Genomic DNA, 18,613 nt, shown 5'->3' with positions numbered 1-18,613 from the left:
GTACCTTAACTACCGTTTTGCATGGCTGACTCGTTGCCTGTACCGCTCGATGTCGGGCATGCATGTCTGCATGACAGTTCCAATGAGGTAGGTGCCTAGGAGATAACTCTCGTGGCCACCACATCGTCTTTTGGCTTCCAGCGCTTCAAGGCAGCTTTTGCTGCCATTGCGACCACCGCCGCCTTGTCTACTGCTTCTTCGCTGACCCCTGCAGTGGCGGAGGAGCCTGAGCAGCTCAATATCGAGTCGCTGCTGTCCTCTGATAGTCCATCCATCGCTGATCTCGCCGGCGCCATCGCCCAGATTGAGGAACGTATCGCGCAAGCGGAAGCCGAAATCGGCATCCAGCGTGAAACCGTCAACCGGGCGCTCGTTGATCTCAATGACGCTCGCACCAAGGCAGCTCAGGCTCGCCAGGGAACCACGACGGCTCGCCAGGAGCTTGATAATGCCCAGGCAGACGTCGCCGATGCGCAGTCCAAGCTGGACGAGGTCTCACGCTCTGCCTATCGCCGAGCAAATACCTCTGATGCCGTTTCCCATGCGGCCGGCAAGGATGCTCGCTCGGATATGTTGGAGCGCCAGTCCTACCTCCGCTCGCAATCAGAGAAGCAACAGGCTGTTGTTAGCGATCTGGAAAAGGAGCGCACGGAGAAGGCCAACAAGGAGTCGCAGCTACGCAAGACCCAGCAGTTGGCTGAGGAGCGCGCAGACAAGGCGGCCGACGCCGAGTCCGCTGCACGCGAACAGCTCTCCGCTTCCGAAGCTTCAATTGAAGAATCTGCAGCCGAGCGTGAGGATCTTCTCTCTCAACTCTCATCTCTCCACAAGGCCCTTAATCAAGCTAGGGGTATTGACAAATCCGAAAAGTCAAGCCCAGACGCTGGAACTAACGTCAATGATGGAGCCTTGTCCTTACCGGAGAAGGCCGATACTCAGGACACAACTACGGCTCCAGCCGATGACTCCACAAAGTCGGCCCCAGAGTCCGATTCCGTCCCGGCCACCGGCCCTTCAGCCGCTGAAGCGAAGAACCCTACTTTGCAATCACAACGCTCTACGCCCTCCGTTTCTGCTGAAGACGTGGATGCGCTCTCGAGCGCTGCAAGCACTGTGGCTAACGATCCGAACGTGCAAGAATTGTCGTCGACAAGCACTGCAAGCTCCGCTGAGGGGGAGCCAACTTCAGGCGGCAGCGGAAGCTCCTTCGACCCGAGCGGGATCGATGCTGAGACCGTTGCATTGGGCATCGGCGCGGTAGGCACCGTAGCTTCCTTGGTCGCTGCTTCTCAGCCAGGCCACAACAACAGCTTGAGCCAGGACGAGATCGACGCTTTGGTCGAAGGCTCCTCGAAGCTTTTTGCCCTCCAAGGCGAAGGCACAAGCACCTCGGAGGCAAGCGATTCAGCTTCCGCAACTTCGGCTGAAGACGCTCTGGCGTCCGAGGTTTCCGGTGTGCTGGATCCGCTCGACACAACCGATACTGTCACGGATAAGGCTTCCGAGTCACTGGGTGATGCCTCTCGTGAGGCAAAGATCGAGACTGTCATTGAGCGTGCGACGTCTCAGGTTGGTGTTCCTTATGCGTGGGGCGGTGGCGATGCAAACGGTCCCACCCAGGGCATTCGTGACGGCGGCGTAGCGGATTCCCACGGTGACTACAACAAGGTCGGCTTTGATTGCTCGGGCCTGGTTCTCTATGCCTTTGCCGGAGTAGGCATTTCCCTGCCGCACTACACCGGCTACCAGTACCAGAAGGGGACCAAGATCGCACCGAGTGAGATGAAGCGTGGTGACCTAATCTTCTACGGCCCAAACGGCAACCAACACGTGGCGATCTACCTCGGCGATGGCACGATGGTTGAAGCCCCGCAGTCTGGTCAAAACGTCAGCATTACCCCTGTGCGCCAAGGCGGCATGGCTCCCTATGCCGTGCGACTGATCTAGCACAGCCCGTTGCTAGACTGGGCTGCATGACTGACACACTGCGTACTGCCCAGGGCAACGCCCACAGCACCGATTCGGTGCCCTCTTCATTCGACGCCCTCCTCGTTCTTTCTTTCGGTGGCCCGGAAGCAAACGAGGAGGTCGTCCCGTTTTTGGAGAACGTTACCCGTGGACGCGGCATTCCGCGCGAGCGTCTCGTAGAAGTAGGGGAGCACTACTTCCACTTCGGCGGTAAAAGCCCACTGAACGAATTGAACCGAGAGATTATTGACAACGTAGCCGCGGAGCTCGAGGCTCGCGGACATAATCTACCGGTCTACTTTGGCAACCGTAACTGGCATCCCTTCGGAACAGAAGCTGTCGAAAGGATGGCTGCCGACGGAGTGCGCAACGTGGCTGTCTTTGCCACCTCGGCGTGGGGCGGCTACAGCGCCTGCCGGCAATACAACGAAGACATCATCGCTTTGCGCAAGTACGTCGAGGACAAGAACTTGCCCACCATGACTTTCACAAAGCTTCGTCAGTTCTTCGATCACCCGAAGTTCGTTGAGGAAATGGCTGCCGCCGTCCGAGACGCTTACGCACAGGTCCCAGAAGACAAGCTGGCTAGCACCCGCATGCTGTTTACTGCTCACTCAGTTCCGACGGCGCACGATGCAGTAGGGGGTGCTGAGGGAGATAAGCACATTTACTCCCGCCAGGTAGCGGAAGCCTCCCGTCTCGTCGCCGAGGCAGCAGGGGTGAAGGACTATGACCTTGTATGGCAGTCACGGTCCGGCAACCCGGCTACTCCGTGGCTAGAGCCGGACATCGTCGACCATACGACGCTCATCCACCAGGAGGACGGTGTCGACAGTGTCGTCGTGTGTCCCATCGGATTCATCTCCGATCATATGGAGGTCATCTGGGACCTCGATTCAGAACTGAAGCAAGCCGCCGAAGAGATGGGTGTTAGCGTCTATCGCACCCGCACCGCGGGGCCAACCGCTCGTTTCGCCTCGCTCATCGTGGACCTCATCGATGAGCTCGAGCAGGGAACTGAGCCCGTTTCTCTCGGAGACGTCACTGTCCAAGGCTGCACCGTCGATGGTGCTCCCTGCGCTGAAGGGTGCTGCGATATTTGGTCGCTGCACAAGCCGCATTAACGCGCGAAATCCGTGAGCGCGTAGGCCACACCAGCCATTCGCGCTTGACGGATGTGGCGCCATAGGCGCAGCAGCTGTGGATCGAGACTGTGGTCCTGGATGCGGTCGGTCACCGTCTCGATGATGGCCGCGACGCGATCAGCGCGCGCAAAAAGTTTCGCCGCGCGCCCCGGTACTGCAGCGGGTAGGCCCGGAGTGTCATAGAAGTCACTGAGAGTTCCCACCGTCAACCGCGGATTGGGGAGAGCATCGCTGCGGTAGCCCAGAGCTTCGATGAGTGCTGCGGACTCATTTGTCGCGGCGCTCAATAGAGCATCAGCCTCGCCCGGACTTAGCCACGCAGGTGAGGGGAGCGCAGCAATTTCCTCAATTACCATCCACTGGGTGGCTCCGTTGGCATAAGAAGGCACCAATACTATATGACGGTCTCTAGCGTTGGTCCGCACCACGATAGCACCAGCCGGGTTTTTAGCCGCTGCACGCGCCGATTCCGAGCCCGCCGGTAGTGCTGGCGCCTCGCCCGGGCCGGAAAGGATGAGTCGCAGGAGTGGCTCACGTTCACCGTCCTCGATAATGGAGCCGGTTTCGCGTCGAAGAAGTGACATAACATCGAGGAAGGGTTCTCCGTTCGCTCCCTGCTGATCCCCGCCTAACTCGCGGAGGGCGTCAAGGAAATCATCGGTGGATTCGTGTCCCCAGAGCCACGCGCCAAGCCAGACGGCGACGTTTTGCACGGGGGACCAGACTTCGGCGCGCATATCCATGGCTGGACAGTGTAGACGATAGGGTAGACCGCTATGAGCTTGAATTCCCGGGACCCTTACGGTGGCGATATTTTCGCCGGACATGCACGCAACAAGAAATCCGAATACCCCGAGGTGCCCGCAGAACCTGGGCTGGTCGTCGAGGTTCGGGGAGACGATTTCGTGGGGGCGGTGATGGGCGTTGACAAGACCGCGTGGGGGCCAGTCGTGCGCCTCGAAGATCGTCACGGTGCCGAGAGAGTATTCAAACTCGTCAAGGGCGGCTTCCTTTTGGAGGGGCAGCCTGTGACGCTGACGAGATACGTCGAGAAGCAGGCGCCCAGAAAGTCGAATTCTGGATCGCGCCGCGTTGAGAACCTCGAGGCGAAAGTAGCCGCGCCATCGCGCATTTGGGTCGAAGGTATCCATGATGCGGCGATCGTGGAGAAGGTCTGGGGGCACGACCTGCGAGTAGAGGGCGTGGTGGTCGAATACCTTGAGGGTCTGGACAACCTCGAGGAACGCCTCGCTGAATTCCAGCCCGGGCCTGGGCGCCGAGTGGGAGTCCTAGCGGATCACCTCGTAGAAGGATCGAAGGAAACGCGGTTGACGCAAACGGTAGGCGAGCACGTGCTCGTGACCGGACATCCTTTCATTGATATCTGGGCAGCCGTCAAACCCGAGCGCCTAGGGCTGCGCGCCTGGCCTGAAGTTCCCTATGGGGAGGACTGGAAGACTGGTATCTGCCGGCGAACGGGCTGGTCCGATCCCAAGGAAGGCTGGAGCCGTGTTTATAATGCCGTAAATTCCTTCCGGGATCTCGATTCCACACTCATCGGCGCTGTAGAACGCCTCGTAGACTTCGTCACGACGCCGCAGCTGCGCAAAGAAGATCTCCTTTAGTTCGAGTTTGCGCGGTCGATGAGATTCACCGCGAGCTGGCATCCGGCGGTTTCCGCTGCCCAGCCTGCCGCCTGTAGGCGCTGGGACATAGCCTGTTTGGAGATACCCAATTCCTCGGCGGCCTCGTTCTGGTTCAACCCTCCGCGCACCAGGGATGTAGCCTCGCGGCCCTCCATCGTGCGCTTATTGAGTACGAAGCCGAGGAGAGCAAAGGCCGCTGCAATATCCTGCGCTTCCTGTGCCCGCCCGCGCTGATCAACCTTGGCGTAGACATGCCCCGCGCGTGCCGATCCCTTCACAGCAGCGGTAGCGACGGCGCGCGTCTCGGCATCTCCCGCGCCCTCGCCCGGGACAACACCGATACCGATGGCCCAGTCACCGTCTGCAAGAAGCGCCATGACGACATCGCAGACCGCGGAAGAGGAGTAGGCAACGGCGCAAATATCTTCGACGCCAAGGACCTCGAATTCACCGATGCCTTCTAGTGTGGAAAGCGCAGCAGCGGAGCGTTGGACCAAATCGGCGCGGCGTACCGAGCGGCCGCGGTAGCGGGCATGGACTGCTAGCACGTTGAGAGACTCCTTCCAGCGAGAAACTACGTTTAGTCTACCCCTTGCGCTTGACCGGTCGCTGCATGCCGGGCTCGAGCGGCAAGCGCGTGTCTAGAATGAGTCCGCCGATTCCGAGTGCAGCGGCGAGGACAAAGCCGATGACCGTGTAGGGGCTTGCCCTACCGGTGAGTGCGTCCCCAAAGAAGACACCGATGGCGGTGGTTGGAATTGAACCGATGAGAGTGGCGATGGAAAACTGCAGGACCGAAATTGGGGTGAGCGCCGCGACATAGTTTAATAAGGAAAAAGGAACTCCCGCGACCATTCGCAGAGAGGCCACGGCCAACCAACCACGGCGGTCAAGGCGCGCGTTGATGGCATAGACCGCCGGGTGTGTGAGGTGCGGGCGAATCCATTCACCAAGCAAGCTGCGGACTATAAGCAGGGAAACAGTGGCTGAGATGGTCAGTGCGACGAGGGAGATGACCAACCCAAGCCACGGACCAAAGAGGAGTCCCGCGGCTAAAGTCCACACCGTACGGGGGATGGGAAACTGCGTGAAGACGATGTAGGCGCCGGTAAAAGCGATGAGAAACCATGGCCCGAGGTGCTGCGACCAAGATCGGAGGGCGGCGAGCGAGGGGACGTCGACAAGCACGGCAAGAAGCACCAGCGCCGTGCCGGTGAGGATTACTGCCACCCAACGCTTCCACGTCCAGCGGCTGCAGCTTAGCCAGGCCGAGCGCGCCAAAGACGTACAAAAGTCACCGACGCTGTGCACCCAACCAGTTTTCATAGGGCTACAAGCTTAATGCGAGAGTGCTCAAAAACCTCATTGAGTCCAAGCATGTCCTCGAGTCGAGGTGTCTGGGTAGGAACTGGGAGTAGTGCGCCAACTTGCTGGCAAGCCCCAATTCAATGCAAGATTCTAGGCTTCCACGGAGGATACTTATCAGCAGTGCGCATCCGCATAGCCCTTGAGGCCTACCCCCTTGTTTACCGTTGGCTAGTTCTTTTGCCACCTTTTTAGTTTGAATGAAATTCGTGCGGAGCGATTTCTTATTTCACCATCTTTCTATCGTGTCAGCCCTGACACCCGCAGTTTCTGGAGTGTAACCATGGACTTTCTTCATAACCTCACGTCCTACATGGACGCAGCTACCTTGCTCGAGGCTTTTGGGCCGTGGGTCATAGGCGGTATCGCCCTTGTCGTGTTCATTGAGTCAGGAGTGCTCTTTCCGTTCCTTCCGGGAGATTCACTCCTAGTGACCGCTGCGATTTTGCGCGATGAGCTTCATGTCTCGCTGTGGCTGCTCATCACGGTGGGCATGGTGGCTGCCATTGCTGGTGATCAAGTGGGCTATTGGATTGGGCACCGCTTTGGGCGTGGCTTGTTTAAACAGGATGCACGGCTTCTCAAGCTGGAGTACCTCATCACCGCGGAAAACTTCTTCCGCAAGCATGGCCCGCTGGCATTGGTGCTGGGACGCTTCGTGCCCATCGTGCGCACCTTTATCCCGGTGGCCGCTGGTACGGCCGAAATGCCCTATAAGAAGTTCATCGGATGGAACGTCAGCGGGGCAGTGGCTTGGGTGCTCTCCATGAACCTAGTCGGCGTCTTCTTGGGAAATATTCCAGGCATTGCCGATTCGATTGAGAAGATCATGCTTCTTATCATCGCGCTGTCTGTGGCGCCCATCCTGATCAAGGGTGTGCACAGCTATGTCGTGTCGAAGAAGAAGTCCACAGTTGTGGTGGAGAAGGAACCAACTGCCGAGGCAACCACTAAGGCGCGAGCATAAGGGGGCGCGGGTATAAGAAAGCCCCGTGCTTCACATCATCATCTTCGACGGTGTGAAGCACGGGGCTTCGTTCCGTGCCCGAGGGGGGACTTGAACCCCCACGTCCGTTAATAGGACACTAGCACCTCAAGCTAGCGCGTCTGCCATTCCGCCACCCGGGCTGGGTGTTTGTTCAGCCTCTCGGCTGGGCACTCGCATACTGTATCCCGAATTGGCACAACTACACAAATCAGCACCTCAGGCGATCTTTTTAGACTCATAAAGAGTGCTGAAAACACAACGATGAAACTCGCTGGCCCCTGCTGACTTCCCGCTGCCACTGTCTAGTACAGAAGGCCATTCGCCGGCATGGGTTTTAGCTTTCCGGTACAAATGATCCTATGACTAAGAACACTTCAAATTCCGTTGAGAGCTACGCCACCGATCCCCGTTTCCCGGGCCCTGACCCTTATGCACCGCTGGGAGATGTCCCCGCGTTTACCGTCACGTCCTCCGATATCGAGGGGGGAGCGGAAATCGCAGAGCGCTTCCGCGCTCCTGAGAACATCTCACCACAACTCTCGTGGTCGGATGTACCAGAGGGAACCAAGTCCTTCGCTGTCACATGTTTCGACCCGGATGCTCCAACGGGTTCCGGTTTCTGGCACTGGGCTGCGTTCAATATTCCCGCTGACGTACGTGAGCTTCCTACGGGAGCAGGCTCTGCGGAGGACCTTGGGCATGAAGGTGTCATCAGCTTGCGCGGAGACTCCGGCCAGCGCGTTTATTACGGGCCCCAGCCGCCAGCAGGTCATGCTCCGCACCGCTACCTCTTTGCGGTCCACGCCGTCGACGTTGAGCGCTTAGACATCGACCCGGACGCAACGCCGACAGTCCTTGGATTTAACCTTTTCTTCCACTCGCTCGGCCGAGCGATTACGTGGGGCTGGTACGAGGCCCACTAATACGGCCCATTAAACTCGGCACAATGACTAGGAATTCGGATACCAACCCCACCACCGACGGAGTAGATATCCCCGCCGCCCTGCGCGTGGGCGGTGCTTTCATGTTGCTGGCCGCCGTGTTAGCACTATTCGGGCTCGCATCGATTTTCACTGACGGCTGGGGCGCCACCTTTGAATGGACATGGCGACGCCTCGCCATCGTTGGTGCGGCGCTGCTCGTCGGCGCATTCAGCACCCAACGCCGCGACCAGCGCGGCAGCCGCGAGCAAATCATCGCGCTAGTCCTAGCGCTGGTACTCATCATCGCAAGCCGCGCACTGCCCAGTACTGTCCTCACCACGATGGGGCAGTACGTGGTCTTCCTCTATGCCGTGGCTGCAGGACTGTGCGCGGTCATTATCCGCCGTACACTGCGTTAGGCAAAACGCTTGAAGCGCGGAAACCGATCCGCGCTTCTTTTCTTCGACGAAGCTGAGTCCCTCGAAAGACTCTACGGGGACTTAGTCAATCCATTCCAGACCGGAGCCAACGGCCTCCGAAATAGTGCTGAGGCCGTGCGCGTGAATCTGCTGGGCAATGCCGCGGTGGATATCGCGAATCCAATCCGGTCCACCGTAAATCAGTCCGGTGTAGCCCTGCAGCAGCGAGGCGCCGGCAGTGATACGCTCCCACGCCTGCTCCGGCGTGGAAATTCCGCCCGCCGAAACCAGCACAAGTTTCTCGCCCACGCGGGCGTGAAGGCGCTTAAGCACCTCCAGCGAACGCTCAGCCACCGGGGGACCCGATACGCCACCCGCGCCCATGGCCGCGACCTCGTTGGCCGGGGTACTCAATCCCTCACGGGAAATAGTGGTGTTGGTAGCCACGATTCCAGCCAAGCCCACCTCCACGGCCATATCCGCCACGGCATCAATATCTTCATCGCTGAGATCGGGAGCAATCTTGACCAAGACCGGCGAGGATGTCGATTCCACCACGGCCTCCATGATGGGGCGGAGGGACTCCACTGCCTGTAGGTCACGCAAACCTGGAGTGTTTGGGGAGGACACATTGACCACGACATAATCGGCCAGATCCCCCAGCACAGAGGCGCACTGACGGTAGTCATCCACCGCATGCTCGGCGTCGGTGACCTTGTTCTTGCCAATGTTGATGCCGACGACATCGTTGTAGCGGCGCTTGCGTAGATTACGCGCAGCAGCCAGAGCACCCTCATTGTTAAAGCCCATGCGGTTCAGGATTGCCTTGTCCACCTTGAGCCGGAACAGTCGGGGAGCAGGGTTTCCGGGCTGCGCCTTCGGGGTGATGGTGCCCAGCTCGGCATAACCGAAGCCAACGGGGGTCCAGACATCAGCAGCCGCCGCGTTCTTGTCGAAGCCGGCCGCTAACCCTAGCGGACGGGGGAAGCGCACCCCAAAGACTTCCTGCTCCAATACCGGATCATTAACCGGAACTACCTTTCCCAGCGCGCGATTCAGCGGGCCGCCGGCTTGGAAGATGGCCAGCCCACCGTTGATGATTCCGTGGATACGCTCCGGGTCGAGTTTAAACATTCCCTTCAACGCTGCTTGGTAGGCAGCATGACGGGCGCGGTCAAGAGCGGAGTACTGCATGAAGTGTCCTTAGCTGAGGTTGTGGATGAAGTCATTGAAAGCGGAAGCTAGCGCGGTGATGCGTCGAGTTCCGGATCGCTGATGAACTGGAGGCCCTCACCGGATGCGGAGGCGGTGACGAGGGTGCCGTCGCCAAGCACAGCAAGAGTGCGTGCATCAGCCACAGTGTCCATGGTGCCAACGTTTTCTGGGACGCCCGCAGAAACGGTATAGGCCTCGAGGAGATTGTTATCGGTGGTGGTTACCCATGCCAGCTTCCGGCCAGCATCCCACGCCACGCCCCATGGAGTGCCGTCGGTGTTGCCGTACTGGTGCAGGCGAATAACGTCGCTGGCGGTGTAGATAGCCACGCGTTTGCCCACGGTGTCCGATGCCACGACTACGGCCCCTTCGCCGCCGGCGATCTGGCCTACGCCCTGGCCTACGCGCAGACGCCCGCCCGCACGGTCCTTTTCCCAATCGAGAGATTGAATGGTCGAGTCCTCCCTTAAGACGCGGACGATCCCGTCCGCACCATCAGAAACGGGAACGGAAATGAGCTGATCCGAACCGGCCTCCACGGTGATGCCGGTGCTGCGATCCCCGTCGCGGTACACACCGATGGTTGTTGAGTCCTTCGAACCAACGAATACTTCACCGCTGGAAGCCTCCGCGGCCACCGTTACTGGTTGCTCCTCATCCACTGCCAATTCCTGAGGGGAATCCGGCTGAGACGGATTAATAAGCAAGACTTTATCCCCACAGGCGAGGAGGAAATGCTTGTCAGAAGCGGTGAGGTCGCCGCACTTCTGATCGACGGAAATCTCCGTGGCTTTTTCTTCCTCAAAGTCCGCGGCCAAACCTACAGCGAGGGAGTCCTCGGTGCGCACGGCGAGAGTATCACCCACCGCCGCGAGGTCAGTCACGGCAGCGTATGGCACAACGGTGCCCACTGGCTTCGATGATTCTGGGGAAGAAGCAGGTTCGGCCTTGCCATAGACTGCCGAGTTGGGGTCTCCGCCAACCCCTTCCGTGGGATTGCAGGCGGCAAGAGCGCATGTGCTGACAAGAAGGGCAGAAGAAAGCAGGACTCGACGCATTTTCACGATCCCTCATCCTAGCAGTCAGCGTGGTGGAAACCGGAAGCCATGGACCGCGCTAGTAGGCTGTCGCGGGTGACTACAACAGCTACAACTGAAGCCATGACATGGGTACAGGTCATCGTTTTGTCTCTTGTCCAAGGCCTCACCGAATTCCTGCCCGTGAGCTCTTCGGGGCACTTACGCATCGTCTCCACGCTCTTTTGGGGGCAGGACGCCGGCGCCTCCTTTACTGCCGTCATTCAGCTCGGCACTGAGCTGGCAGTGATTGTGTACTTCGCGGGAATGATCTGGCAGATCCTCAAAGGGTGGTTCGTAGGTCTCGTGCACAAGGAGCAGCGTGGCCAGGACTACCGCATGGGGTGGATGGTCATCGTCGGCTCAATCCCGATTGGCATCCTAGGCGTCCTGGGCAAGGACCTGATCAGGGATAACTTGCGCAACCTGTGGATTACAGCGTCCATGCTCGTGCTGTTCTCCTTTGTCTTCATCATCGCCGAGAGGGTGGGTAAAAAGGAGCGCAGCTTCGAGGAACTGACGATGCGCGATGCCATCGTCATGGGCCTGTGCCAGTGCTTGGCCCTCATCCCAGGTGTCTCACGCTCAGGAGGCACGATTTCGGGTGGCCTCTTTTTGGGCTTGGATCGCGAGGTAGCGACGCGCTTTAGCTTCCTCCTGGCCATTCCTGCGGTTATGGCTTCAGGCCTGTTTTCGCTTGGCGACGCCTTCGGCCCCACCGTGGGGCAGTCTGCTACCGGCGCCCAACTGCTCGTCGGCACGCTCATAGCGTTCGTCGTCGGCTATGCGTCTATCGCGTGGCTGCTGAAGTTCGTGGGTAGCCATTCCTTCGAGTGGTTTGCGGCCTACCGCATCCCTGTCGGGCTCCTCGTCATGCTCTTGCTGGGCCTCGGCGTGCTCGCCCCTTAATAGCCGGGCATGAGCCAGTTGCGGAGTCAGTACGCGTTAGGATGGTGCCCATGCAATCTTGGCCTGTCCCGCACATCGATTCCGTCCCTGGCGCCCCGACGCCGCTTCACCTCTATGATTCCGCTGATGAAGCGGTAAAGAAACTCGACATCAGTGGGGAGACTGCCACCATGTACGTCTGTGGCATCACCCCATATGATTCGACCCACCTGGGCCACGCTGCGACCTATCTCACCTTTGATCTGATTTACCGCCAGTTGCTAGACAACGGCTACAAGGTGAATTACGCCCAGAACATCACCGATGTGGATGATCCGCTCTTCGAGCGCGCCGAGCGCGATGGTGTGGATTGGCGCGAGTTGGGCACCTCCCAAATCAATCTTTTTCGCTCGGACATGGAACTGCTCTCCGTGTTCCCTCCGCAGCACTTCGTTGGGGCGATGGAAGCCATCGATGAGATCACGGAGATGGTGCAGGCGCTTCTCGACGCAGGTGCGGCCTACATCGTCGATGATCCGGAGTACCCGGATATTTATGCCTCCATTGAGGCCACGAAGAACTTTGGATACGAGTCCAACTACTCCCGCGAACAGATGGAGACCTTCTTTGCCGAGCGCGGTGGCGACCCTGATCGTCCCGGCAAGCGCGATCCGCTTGACGCTCTGATTTGGCGCGCGCACCGTGAAGGCGAACCGGCCTGGGATTCGCCTTTTGGTCCAGGCCGCCCTGGATGGCACATTGAGTGCTCCGCCATCGCAACCAACCGGCTTGGCTCCAGCTTCGATATTCAAGGCGGCGGTTCGGACCTGAAATTCCCGCACCACGAATTCTCCGCAGCGCATGCGGAAGCAGCGCTCGGCGTAGAGCGCATGGCGCAGTCCTATGTACACACCGGCATGATCGGCTTGGACGGAACCAAGATGTCCAAGTCTTTGGGCAACCTCGTGTTCGTCCACAAGCTCGTGGAGGCGGGCGTCGATCCCTCAGCGATTCGCTTGGGCGTCTTCGCCGGCCACTACCGTGCCGACCGTGACTGGTCAGATGACGTTTTGCGCACTGCGCAGGAGCGACTCCAGCGATGGCGCGAAGCTTTAAGCCATCCGGGCACGGTGGAGGAAGTCAAGGAGGTCATTCAGCACCTGCGGTTGGCGTTGGCTGATGATCTCGATACTCCGCGCGCCATTGCGGTTCTCGATGAATGGGCGAAGAAGGCTCCAGAATCCGGGGAAGCAACAGAAGAGGCATCCGATTTGCTGCGCACCGCAGTTAATTCCTTGCTGGGCGTGCGCCTCTAGGTAACTTCAGGCATGATTTAGCTCATGACGATTCGTGCAGAATTCCAGCCCACCGTTGATGAGTTCATGTCCAACCTACAGTCCTTCGCTACCGGGGATTACCTCAAGGAAGAAGAAAGGGAATTCTGGGAGGCCCCGTTTGATGCCGCGGTACTCCCACGCCTTCGCACTGTCTTGGAGTCCTTCCTCGACGATATGGATAAGCTGCCGGATGACCCTGAAGGGTCACTCCTGAGCGCCGCGGTACGCCCCACCGTGGACAAGCTCGCGGCCTTCAACCAAGAAAACGCAGATGCAGTGCTGGAACCTGAAGAGAAGGAAGAGCTCACGGAGCTTATTCACTCCGCCTCTGCGGCAACCGGTGCGGACGATGAGGCGCTCGCGCAGATTCCGGAGCTGGACTTCTAATTGACTGACCACGCAAATTCCGCTTTCACTACCCGTCCAGCAGCAATCTTCTGGGATATGGACGGCACACTGACCAACTCCGAGCCCCTGTGGGAAGAGGCCACTTTTTATCTCTCTGAAACACTAGGGCGCCGCTTAACACCCACGGAGCGCTTAGCCACGGTTGGCGCTACCTTCGAAGACACACTCAGCATCTGTGCGCACAAAGCAGGAGTTACGCTTCAGCCAGGAGATAACGAACGCTACCGTGCGCTCATGTTCGATTACGTCAGGTCCCTTTTTGCCCAACACCTGGAGATTTTCCCGGGGATTCCCGAGCTGCTCGACGAACTCAAGGGCCTGGGAATGCCGATGATCGTGACCACAAACACGGAACGATATGTGGCTGATTCCGCAATTGCGGCCTTAGGCCGCGAGTACTTCGTCGACACGATTTGCGGTGACGAAGTACCCCAAGGCAAACCTGCCCCCGATATGTATATCGAGGCGGCGCGTCGAGTGGGTGCCGATCCACGGGACTGCCTTGTATTCGAAGACTCTGCGGCAGGTATGCGCGCGGCTGTCGACGCCGGATGCACCGTCATCGGACTGCCGGAGGGAGACCACGTCGCAGTGCCCGAGCAAGCCACCGAAATTACTGACCTCCGGGGCTCTGCTCACCGTCATCTGGAGGGGGCGACGGCGGCCGATGTTCACGAGTGGTTTAGCCGGTTGCGCGCCGACTAGACGTACCGAGTTCAGTTGCGCATCATGTCAGCCGGCTTTGCGTAACTGAGAATTTCGGCCGACTAGCAGAATTTTATGCAGCGGTGTGGAAGAATAAACCACCGTGAAGAATTTTGAGAGCCTATTTGAGGAACTGTCCCAGAAGATCGCCGAACGCCCTGAGGGCTCCGGCACCGTGGAGTCTTTTGACAAAGGGATCCACCATCTGGGCAAGAAGATCATCGAAGAGGCTGGCGAAGTGTGGATCGCCGCGGAATACCAGTCTGATGAAGAGCTCGCTGAGGAGATGTCACAGCTGCTGTACTGGCTCCAGGTTATGGCCCATAAGCGTGGCCTAAAGCTCGAAGACATTTACACCTACCTTTAATCGGCTATAAAGCCGTCCTAGCATTCACCGTAGAAAGCACCACACACTGATGATCAAAATCGCCGTCCCCAACAAGGGATCACTGTCCGAGGCAGCCCTTGAGATCCTCAAGGAAGCCGGCTACAAGGGCCGCGGACACAGTAAATCGCTCAACGTCGTGGACGAGGAGAACGGAGTCGAGTTTTTCTTTCTGCGCCCAAAGGATATCGCTATCTACGTGGCACAAGGCGTCTTGGACTTGGGAATTACTGGTCGAGACTTAGCGCTCGATTCCCGCGCGAAATTCAATGAAGTTCTAGCACTCAATTTTGGCGGCTCGACCTTCCGTTACGCCGCACCAGCAGGGGAGCAGTGGGACGTCGCCAAGCTGCAAGGCAAGCGTATCGCCACGTCCTATCCCAACGTGGTACGCGATCACCTCGCTGCCAATGGAATCGATGCCGAGGTTATCCGCCTTGACGGTGCAGTAGAGATTTCGATTCACCTTGGAGTCGCGGACGTCATTGCCGACGTTGTTTCCACAGGAGCCACCCTCCGCCAGCAGGGGCTTGAACCCTTTGGCGACCCCATCGTGTCCTCGGAGGCCGTGGTGATAAAGCGTGAGGGAGAAGACGTCACCGCTGATGAAAACGTTGTGCTTAGCCGTATTCGAGGAATCCTCAATGCGCGCCACTACGTCATGCTGGACTACAACGTGGCAGAAGAAAAGCTGCCAGACGTCGAGGCAGTGACCCCTGGGCTTACAGGACCGACCATCTCTCCCTTGGCCCGTGAAGGGTGGGTTGCCGTGCGCGTCATGGTGCCCCGCAAACTGGCCAACCAAGTAATGGACAGCCTCGAAGAACTTGGGGCAGAGGCAATTCTTGCCTCGGATCTTCGGATTGCCCGCTTTTAGGGGGAGATTCCAAACATTTTATTCGGGCTCCTAGCTACGATGGGGACTGACCATCATCGTTCTTCGATTTTTATGCAAGGAGTCAGCCCCGATGGCAAAGACAACTAAGAAGGATGCACAAGCAGAGGCCAAGGAGACCAAGGATGTAAAGTCCCAGGTCGAAGAAAAGGCCACCAACAAGTCTTCGAAGTCCGCCTCTAGCAAAAAGACGCGTACTGAGACTGACCTTCTCGGCTCCCTGGAAGTTCCGAACGATGCGTACTATGGCGTTCACACGCTGCGCGCTATCGAGAACTTCCAGATTTCCTACGTGACCATCAATACCATCCCGGATTTCATCCGCGGTATGGTACAGGTCAAGAAGGCAACCGCGATGGCTAACCGCCGTCTGCACGTCCTTCCTAAGAAGAAAGCAGAGGCAATCATCTGGGCTTGTGACCAGATCCTCGAAGAGGGCCGCTGCATGGACCAGTTCCCGCTGGATGTCTTCCAGGGTGGCGCTGGCACCTCGCTCAACATGAACACCAACGAGGTTGTGGCCAACTTGGCGCTCGAGCACCTTGGTGAGGAAAAGGGTGCCTACGACATCATCAACCCGAACGATGATGTCAACATGTCCCAGTCCACCAACGACGCGTACCCGACCGGCTTCCGTCTCGGCATCTACTACGCGATGGAGGACCTCATTGAGCGTATCGACGCGCTGCAGGCTGCGTTCCACGCCAAGGGCAATGAGTTCGTTGACATCCTGAAGATGGGCCGCACCCAGCTGCAGGACGCAGTTCCGATGACCCTGGGTGATGAGTTCAAGGCCTTCGCGCACAACCTGGCCGAAGAGCAGGCCATCTTGCGTGACGCGCAGAAGCGTCTGCTGGAGATCAACCTGGGCGCAACTGCTATCGGCACCGGTGTGAACACCCCGGCCGGCTACCGCCACCAGGTCACCGCTGCGCTGTCCGAGGTCACCGGTCTGGAAATCAAGACCGCCCGCGACCTCATTGAAGCTACCTCTGACTGTGGTGCCTACGTGCTGCTGCACTCCACCATCAAGCGCGCAGCAATGAAGCTGGCCAAGATCTGTAACGACCTTCGCCTGCTGTCTTCTGGTCCGCGCGCTGGTCTTGCAGAGATCAACCTGCCACCGCGCCAGGCTGGCTCCTCCATCATGCCGGGTAAGGTCAACCCGGTTATCCCGGAGGTTGTCAACCAGGTCTGCTTCAAGATTTTCGGTAATGACCACGTCGTGACCATGGCAGCTGAGGCTGGTCAGCTGCAGCTCAACGTCATGGAGCCGGTTATCGGTGAGGCGCTGTTCCAGTCCATCCGCATCATGGGTAATGCCGTCGATACCCTGCGTGAGAAGTGCGTCACGGGCATCACCGCTAACGCTGATGTCTGCCGTGCCTACGTGGAGAACTCCATTGGTATCGTCACCTACCTGAACCCGTTCATCGGCCACCACAACGGTGACATGATTGCTAAGGAGTCCCTCAAGACTGGCAAGGGTGTCAAGGAGCTCGTTCTGGAGAAGGGCCTGCTCGATGAGGAGACCCTTAACAAGGTTCTGTCCGTTGAGAACCTCATGCACCCGGAGTTCCGCGGTCAGCTCTACATCGATGAATAAACCGTCAACAGCACCAGTGTTGTAAATACCCTCTGCTGTTTCGTCCACGCCCGTACTGCCTCACTGAAGGTGGTACGGGCGTTTGGCTGTTTTCAATCCAACTGATGCTACCGACACCGTGGACACCCCGATGGGGGAGCATTGGTTGACATCGGTGTGTAAACGGACACAATCGGGCCTGGATTCTCGCCAAAGCCACATAAATAGGGCAGAATTGGAACTGTCAGTTGTCGCGCCCAGGTCGTGTACTGACCACAGCGCGAATTACCACCCATACTGCAGTTCACCTGCACATATTGGAGTTACATAATGGTTGTTGTGCACATCATTATCGTCCTCGCGGCGATTTATCTCGGTGCCCGAATTGGTTCGATCGGCATTGGTATGGCCGGCGGCTTGGGCGTTCTCTTACTCGGCCTCACCGGTGTCCCCGTAACACGTGAAGACATCCCCTTTGACGTCATTGGCATCATCATGACCGTGATCGCCGCCATTGCTGCCATGCAGCGTGCTGGCGGTATGGACTATCTGGTCTACCTCGCCGAGAAATTCCTTCGCAAGAACCCAAAGAGGATCACGTTCTATGCGCCTATCGTTACCTGGTTGATGACCGTCTTGGCGGGCACCGGCCACACGGCGTTCTCCACGCTTCCGGTCATCGTTGAGGTGGCTAAGGAGGGCAAGGTTCGTCCTTCCCGCCCGCTTTCGATTTCCGTCGTAGCCTCCCAGATGGCAATCTGCGCCTCACCTATTTCCGCAGCCGTTGTTCTGTTGGCTTCGCTACTGGAGCCGATGGGCGTGGGCTATTTGCAGATCCTCGCGGTCCTCATTCCGGCTACGTTCCTCTCCATTTTCCCTGCCGCTTGGGTAGCAAACCGCTCGGGCGCAGAACTCGAAGATGACCCCGTTTACCAAGAACGCAAGGCCCAGGGCTTGGTGAAGCTGCCGCAAGGTTCCCAGAACTACGCTCCGGCACAAGGTGCAAAGACCTCGGTCATCATCTTCCTCGTCGCCATCGTCATCGTGATGCTGTGGGCCACCCTGACCTCATCCCAGGTGGGTCTCATCGAGGAACCGACGCTGCCGCGTAACGAGGCCATCATGACGGTGATGCTCACCGCTGCGACCCTCATCGTCATGGTCACCAAGGTTCCCGCCGGCGACGTTCTCAACACGCCTGTCTTTAAGTCGGGTATGTCCGCTTGTATCTGCGTGCTCGGTGTCGCATGGTTGGGTACCACGCTGATCAACCACTACATGGAGGACATCCAGGCCATCTCCGGGTCCATCATTGAGTCCGCCCCGTGGCTGCTGGCCATCGTACTCTTCTTCGCTGCGGCGCTCCTGTACTCGCAGGCCGCAACCACCAAGGCTCTCATGCCGGCAGCCCTGGCCCTCGGCGTCAACCCGCTTACCGCAGTGGCTGCCTTCCCAGCAGTGTCCGCGCTGTTCATCCTGCCGACGTACCCGACCTTGTTGGCGGCCGTCGAAATGGATGACACTGGCTCGACTCGCATTGGCAAGGCTGTCTTCAACCACCCGTTCATCATTCCAGGCACTGTGAGCATCGTCTTGTCGGTCCTCCTGTGCTACGCCTTTGGCGCAGTCCTTATCTAGCATCACCTAGCATCATTTAGAAATAAT

General features: G+C 58.6%; 19 protein-coding genes and 1 tRNA gene. 14 read left to right on the top strand and 6 right to left on the bottom strand.

The window, feature by feature from the left end; all coding sequences use genetic code 11:
* The first annotated feature begins 111 nt into the window (after positions 1-111).
* Complete coding sequence (locus HMPREF2537_RS09760) at positions 112-1,947, top strand: DIP1281 family NlpC/P60 protein (RefSeq protein ID WP_070528319.1); 1,836 nt, start codon at positions 112-114, stop codon at positions 1,945-1,947.
* Between the two features lie 26 nt (positions 1,948-1,973).
* On the top strand, positions 1,974-3,092 hold the full coding sequence (locus HMPREF2537_RS09755) for a ferrochelatase (RefSeq protein ID WP_070528316.1): 1,119 nt from the start codon (positions 1,974-1,976) through the stop codon (positions 3,090-3,092).
* Here the strand turns inward: HMPREF2537_RS09755 and HMPREF2537_RS09750 are convergent.
* Positions 3,089-3,856 (bottom strand): hypothetical protein, encoded by a 768-nt coding sequence (locus HMPREF2537_RS09750; RefSeq protein WP_070528314.1) that lies wholly within the window; start codon positions 3,854-3,856, stop codon positions 3,089-3,091. The two genes, HMPREF2537_RS09755 and HMPREF2537_RS09750, sit on opposite strands and share 4 nt — an antisense overlap.
* Positions 3,857-3,889: 33 nt before the next feature.
* On the opposite strand from HMPREF2537_RS09750, the gene HMPREF2537_RS09745 reads away from it, so the two are divergent.
* On the top strand, positions 3,890-4,738 hold the full coding sequence (locus HMPREF2537_RS09745) for a DUF3097 domain-containing protein (RefSeq protein ID WP_070528309.1): 849 nt from the start codon (positions 3,890-3,892) through the stop codon (positions 4,736-4,738).
* Here HMPREF2537_RS09745 and HMPREF2537_RS09740 read toward each other — a convergent pair.
* On the bottom strand, positions 4,735-5,307 hold the full coding sequence (locus HMPREF2537_RS09740) for a MarR family transcriptional regulator (protein ID WP_070528306.1): 573 nt from the start codon (positions 5,305-5,307) through the stop codon (positions 4,735-4,737). The genes HMPREF2537_RS09745 and HMPREF2537_RS09740 overlap by 4 nt on opposite strands.
* 37 nt (positions 5,308-5,344) lie before the next feature.
* A complete protein-coding gene (locus HMPREF2537_RS09735; protein ID WP_070528304.1) occupies positions 5,345-6,085 on the bottom strand; it encodes a TVP38/TMEM64 family protein in 741 nt (246 codons plus the stop codon).
* A 322-nt stretch (positions 6,086-6,407) separates the two neighbouring features.
* Here HMPREF2537_RS09735 and HMPREF2537_RS09730 point away from each other — a divergent pair, with 322 nt between their 5' ends.
* Complete coding sequence (locus tag HMPREF2537_RS09730) at positions 6,408-7,091, top strand: DedA family protein (protein WP_070528301.1); 684 nt, start codon at positions 6,408-6,410, stop codon at positions 7,089-7,091.
* Between the two features lie 75 nt (positions 7,092-7,166).
* On the opposite strand, the gene HMPREF2537_RS09725 is transcribed toward HMPREF2537_RS09730, so the two are convergent.
* A tRNA-Leu gene (locus HMPREF2537_RS09725) sits at positions 7,167-7,252 on the bottom strand.
* Positions 7,253-7,471: 219 nt separating this feature from the next.
* Here HMPREF2537_RS09725 and HMPREF2537_RS09720 point away from each other — a divergent pair.
* Both HMPREF2537_RS09720 and HMPREF2537_RS09715 read left to right on the top strand, forming a co-directional pair.
* Complete coding sequence (locus tag HMPREF2537_RS09720) at positions 7,472-8,035, top strand: YbhB/YbcL family Raf kinase inhibitor-like protein (RefSeq protein WP_070528297.1); 564 nt, start codon at positions 7,472-7,474, stop codon at positions 8,033-8,035.
* A 23-nt stretch (positions 8,036-8,058) separates the two neighbouring features.
* The gene (locus HMPREF2537_RS09715) at positions 8,059-8,454 is read left to right on the top strand and encodes a hypothetical protein (protein ID WP_070528295.1); all 396 of its coding nucleotides are present in this window, start codon (positions 8,059-8,061) and stop codon (positions 8,452-8,454) included.
* Positions 8,455-8,535: 81 nt separating this feature from the next.
* Here HMPREF2537_RS09715 and HMPREF2537_RS09710 read toward each other — a convergent pair whose 3' ends face one another.
* Entirely contained in the window at positions 8,536-9,648 is a 1,113-nt protein-coding gene (locus HMPREF2537_RS09710; RefSeq protein ID WP_070528293.1) for a quinone-dependent dihydroorotate dehydrogenase, read from the bottom strand.
* 47 nt (positions 9,649-9,695) lie between these two features.
* Positions 9,696-10,727, bottom strand: coding sequence for a hypothetical protein (locus HMPREF2537_RS09705; RefSeq protein ID WP_070528290.1), 1,032 nt, complete (start codon positions 10,725-10,727; stop codon positions 9,696-9,698).
* Positions 10,728-10,802: 75 nt separating this feature from the next.
* Between HMPREF2537_RS09705 and HMPREF2537_RS09700 the strand changes: the two genes are divergently transcribed.
* The 8 genes from HMPREF2537_RS09700 (at position 10,803) to HMPREF2537_RS09665 (ending at position 18,586) form a co-directional block, all read left to right on the top strand.
* Positions 10,803-11,654 carry an undecaprenyl-diphosphate phosphatase gene (locus HMPREF2537_RS09700; protein ID WP_210383647.1) on the top strand — a complete coding sequence of 284 codons (852 nt, stop codon included), beginning with the start codon at positions 10,803-10,805 and terminating at the stop codon, positions 11,652-11,654.
* 50 nt (positions 11,655-11,704) lie between these two features.
* Complete coding sequence (mshC, locus tag HMPREF2537_RS09695; protein WP_070528284.1) at positions 11,705-12,949, top strand: cysteine--1-D-myo-inosityl 2-amino-2-deoxy-alpha-D-glucopyranoside ligase; 1,245 nt, start codon at positions 11,705-11,707, stop codon at positions 12,947-12,949.
* Positions 12,950-12,973: 24 nt separating this feature from the next.
* Positions 12,974-13,357, top strand: coding sequence for a hypothetical protein (locus tag HMPREF2537_RS09690; RefSeq protein WP_070528281.1), 384 nt, complete (start codon positions 12,974-12,976; stop codon positions 13,355-13,357).
* Positions 13,358-14,083 carry an HAD family hydrolase gene (locus tag HMPREF2537_RS09685; protein WP_070528278.1) on the top strand — a complete coding sequence of 242 codons (726 nt, stop codon included), beginning with the start codon at positions 13,358-13,360 and terminating at the stop codon, positions 14,081-14,083.
* 103 nt (positions 14,084-14,186) lie between these two features.
* Positions 14,187-14,450: a phosphoribosyl-ATP diphosphatase gene (locus tag HMPREF2537_RS09680; protein ID WP_070520541.1), complete on the top strand. Its 264-nt coding sequence runs from the start codon at positions 14,187-14,189 to the stop codon at positions 14,448-14,450.
* Between the two features lie 49 nt (positions 14,451-14,499).
* Positions 14,500-15,345, top strand: coding sequence for an ATP phosphoribosyltransferase (hisG, locus tag HMPREF2537_RS09675; RefSeq protein WP_070520538.1), 846 nt, complete (start codon positions 14,500-14,502; stop codon positions 15,343-15,345).
* A gap of 91 nt (positions 15,346-15,436) precedes the next feature.
* A complete protein-coding gene (gene aspA / locus HMPREF2537_RS09670) occupies positions 15,437-16,969 on the top strand; it encodes an aspartate ammonia-lyase (RefSeq protein ID WP_070528276.1) in 1,533 nt (510 codons plus the stop codon).
* Positions 16,970-17,278: 309 nt separating this feature from the next.
* A complete protein-coding gene (locus HMPREF2537_RS09665; RefSeq protein WP_070520532.1) occupies positions 17,279-18,586 on the top strand; it encodes an anaerobic C4-dicarboxylate transporter in 1,308 nt (435 codons plus the stop codon).
* Positions 18,587-18,613 lie beyond the last annotated feature (27 nt).

Origin of the sequence: Corynebacterium sp. HMSC074E01 (genome assembly GCF_001808885.1) — a bacterium.
GTDB lineage: Bacteria > Actinomycetota > Actinomycetes > Mycobacteriales > Mycobacteriaceae > Corynebacterium.
This window is presented reverse-complemented; position numbering and strand designations above follow the sequence as displayed.